General features: G+C 67.8%; 3 protein-coding genes. 2 read left to right on the top strand and 1 reads right to left on the bottom strand.

The features are described from left to right. Positions 1-203: 203 nt before the first annotated feature. Both ACFWPJ_RS27315 and ACFWPJ_RS27310 read left to right on the top strand, forming a co-directional pair. Positions 204-1307: a PLP-dependent cysteine synthase family protein gene (locus tag ACFWPJ_RS27315; RefSeq protein ID WP_378855530.1), complete on the top strand. Its 1104-nt coding sequence runs from the start codon at positions 204-206 to the stop codon at positions 1305-1307. Beyond that, positions 1304-2704 (top strand): MDR family MFS transporter, encoded by a 1401-nt coding sequence (locus ACFWPJ_RS27310; protein ID WP_378855528.1) that lies wholly within the window; start codon positions 1304-1306, stop codon positions 2702-2704. Before ACFWPJ_RS27315 ends, ACFWPJ_RS27310 begins: the two co-directional genes overlap by 4 nt. Before the next feature lie 74 nt (positions 2705-2778). Here the strand turns inward: ACFWPJ_RS27310 and ACFWPJ_RS27305 are convergent, their stop codons facing one another. After that, positions 2779-3564, bottom strand: a complete 786-nt coding sequence (locus ACFWPJ_RS27305; RefSeq protein WP_378855526.1) for a M56 family metallopeptidase — start codon at positions 3562-3564, stop codon at positions 2779-2781. Positions 3565-3726: the final 162 nt, after the last annotated feature.

Genomic DNA, 3726 nt, shown 5'->3' with positions numbered 1-3726 from the left:
GGGGGTGTTGTGGTGCGCGCCCCCCGCCGGGACGCCCGCGGTCGCCACACGGGCGCACGATCCTTTCTCTGCACTGCATCGCCCGACGCTGATCGGTCAGCGCCAGGCCGACCGCACGAGTCGGCCGGGGACCGCTGTCCATCGTCGTGGCGCGCCGCTGATCGCGGCCGATTGTGCAGAAAGAGACCACCGTGAACAAGGTCATGCTCACCAAGAAGCTCGACCACTCCCCTCACCCGCTGGGTGCGCCCGATGCCGCGCACGCCCCACACGAGCTGGTCGGTAACACGCCCGTGCTGTGGATCGGGGAGCCATTGGCCGGCGCCGGGCGCGGATTCTGGGCCAAGCTCGAGGGATTCAACCCCGGCGGAATGAAAGACCGTCCCGCTCTGCATATGGTGCGACGCGCCCTGGAGCGCGGGGAGCTGCGTCCCGGTGCCCGCATCGTCGAGTCGACCAGCGGCACCCTCGGGCTCGGTCTCGCCCTGGCGGGAATGGTGTACCACCATCCGGTGACCGTCGTGACCGATCCTGGATTGGAACCGATCGTGGCCACGATGCTGGCGGCCTACGGCGCTCAGGTCGATCTCGTGGCCGAGCCGCATCAGAGCGGGGGCTGGCAGCAGGCTCGTTGCGACCGCGTGACGCAGTTGCTGGCTCGGGAACCGGACGCGTGGTGCCCAGACCAGTACAGCAACCCCGACAATATCGATGGCTACGAATCGCTGGCGCTGGAGCTGATCGAACAGCTCGGCAGTGTCGACGTGCTGGTGTGCGCGGTCGGTACCGGCGGTCACTCCGCGGGAGTAGCGCGAGTGCTGCGGCGGTTCAATCCGGCGATGAAGCTCATCGGCGTCGACACCATCTCGTCGACTATCTTCGGCCAGCCTGCCGGACCACGCTTGATGCGCGGGTTGGGTTCGAGCATCTTCCCTGCCAACGTCGATTACGCGGCCTTCGACGAGGTGCACTGGGTGGCACCCGCGGAATCGGTGTGGGCCTGCCGGACCCTGGCCGCGACACACCACGCCACCGGTGGGTGGAGCGTCGGCGCGGTCGCACTGGTCGCGGGCTGGGTCGCACGGGTCACCGACGCGGGCACCCGTATCGCGGCCGTCTTCCCCGACGGACCGCACCGCTACTTCGACACCGTCTACAACGACACATACTGCACCGAACACGGGCTGCTCGACGCTACGCCGCCGATCGAACCCGACACGATCAGCCATCCCACCGAACGAGTCGTGCGGCGCTGGACTCGCTGCACGACAGTATGGAAGCCGTCGAAGGAGGCGCTCGCATCGTGACAGTGTTCACCAAATTCGCCGGCTTCGACCGGCCTGCTCAGCTGTTGATGGTCAACCAGTTCGGCATCAACCTGGGCTTCTACATGCTGATGCCGTATCTGGCCGGATACCTGGCCGGGCCGCTCGGGCTGGCCGCATGGGCGGTCGGACTGGTGTTGGGCGTGCGCAACTTCTCCCAGCAGGGCATGTTCTTGATCGGCGGCACACTCGCCGATCGACTCGGCTACAAACCACTCATCGTCGCGGGCTGCCTGCTGCGCACCGGCGGCTTCGCGCTGCTGGTGGTCGCGGATTCGCTACCGGGTCTGCTGATCGCCTCGGCAGCGACCGGCTTCGCCGGGGCGTTGTTCAACCCGGCGGTGCGCGCGTATCTGGCCGCCGACGCCGGTGAACGCCGGGTCGAGGCCTTCGCCGTGTTCAACATGTTCTACCAAGCGGGCATCCTCGCGGGGCCGCTGGTGGGACTGGCATTGATGACGGTCGATTTCCGGCTCACCGCGGGCGTCGCCGCGATCGTGTTCGCCGCGCTGACCATCGCCCAGCTGTTCGCGCTACCCGCTCGCCGGGCCGAGACTTCACCAGCAAAGACGTCGGTCCTCGACGACTGGCGCACCGTCGTGTCCAATCGCCGGTTCCTGGCGTTCTCGGTGGCCATGATCGGCTCCTACGTGCTGTCGTTCCAGATCTACCTGGCGCTGCCCCTGCAGGCGGAGTTCATCGCCGGTGCGCAGTCTCAGATCCTGGTCTCAGCGTTGTTCGTCGTATCCGGTGTGGTCGCCGTCGCAGGCCAGCTGCGCATCACCGCCTGGCTGCGAGCCAGATGGGGCCCTGGCCGGAGCCTGGTCGCCGGAATGACCGTCCTCGCGGCGTCGTTCGTCCCGTTGATCGTGGTGTCTGGTCCGAGTCCGTTCGGGACGATCGCAGCCGTCGCCGCCTTGCTGATCACGACCACCCTGCTGGCGATCGGGACAGCCGCGGTGTTCCCGTTCGAGATGGACACCGTGGTCTCGCTGTCCGGTGATCGCCTCGTCGCCACGCACTACGGGTTCTACAACACCGTCGTCGGCGTCGGCATCCTCGTCGGCAACCTCGCCACCGGTGCGGTTGTCGGCGCGGCGCGCGACGCCGGAATCGATGGGGCGGTCTGGGCAGGGCTCACCGCGATCGGTGGCGTCGCGGCCGCTGCGCTGCTACGCCTGGCACGCGCCGACGACACCGCAGACGCATCGGGACATCGGGGCGGCCGCCACCGGCTTCCCGCGAGCCGCCAACGGCTCGAGGAACGGGCGGCTTCTCTACGCACCGCCGCACAGCAGCCCAACCCGTCGCGCACCAGCCCCACCGTCGGCGACGATCGCCGAAGGAATCCGGTGGGTTCGCCGGCGGCCCGGCAGTGAACCGCGGCAGCTACCGAGTCGAGACCACCGAGAACGGAGTCGGGCGCCGAGCCCGATGGGAGTGCGGGCGAGCTCTAGAGCGTGCATACTCCGAGCCCGACGGCCGCCGCGAGCGTGGCGGCCATCGGCCCGGCGAGAACCGCAGCGGTGGTCAGTGTCGAGACGGTGGCAGCCACCGGACGGGCAGCAGGATAAGGCACCGACAACCGGCACACGCGGTCGGCGAGCCCGACTTCGGTCGCACCGAGCGAGGCCGGAGTGCGGTTCTCGGCCAGTGCCAGCAACGCCTCTCGAACGATCTTCGGTCCGTGTAGCGATGCGGCGGCGTCGTCGGCCGACATCTCGACCAGCCGGGCGACCTGTGCGGCGCCGGTCACGAAGAGATCGACGCGCGGCAATACCGCTGCCAGTGCACGGGTCGCCGCGAGAACGACGTGATGTCTACCGGTCAGGTGCGCGCGTTCGTGGGCCATGACGGCCTCTAGGTGTTCATCGTCGAGCGCAGCCACAATGCCCTGGGTGAGGACGATGGTATGCGGGTTCCCGGCAACCGAATAGGCCGCGGGTTCGGGGTGATCGATGACAACAGCGTCGTGGCGCGTATGCGGTCGTCCGATGATCCTCGCCGCGCGAGCATGGCTATGTGTGACCGACCGAGCCCGAACCAACGCGCTGCCCAACCGCGAGATCAGCACGCCACCGGAGACGACGCCGAAGGCAACCAACACCAGCAGCCCGATCTGAAGCGCCGTTCCATAGGCGCCGATCGCGGCGTCGTGCAACTGGGTGAAGCACCGGCTCACACTCAGATGCTGTTCGGCGAGCAGGTCACGACCGATATCAACGGCAACGAACGTCACCGCGGCGACCCACGACACCAGCACTGACCCGATCGCACTGAGCCAAGCGATCACACCGAGGCGAGGATTCCGGCCACTACCAGTGGAACGGATCAGCACCGGTGGCGCGAGAACCAGGACAACCAGACTGTAGAGGAGCAGACACATCGCCCCGCTCATGAT

Source organism: Nocardia sp. NPDC058497, from assembly GCF_042720195.1.
GTDB lineage: Bacteria > Actinomycetota > Actinomycetes > Mycobacteriales > Mycobacteriaceae > Nocardia.
The sequence above is the reverse complement of the archived record's forward strand: the minus strand, read 5'-3'. Positions and strand labels throughout refer to the sequence as shown.

Excerpts from the sequence above, each read along its gene's own strand:
- ACFWPJ_RS27315 (WP_378855530.1), top strand. The coding sequence starts at position 204 with ATGCTCACCAAGAAGCTCGACCACTCCCCTCACCCGCTGGGTGCGCCC.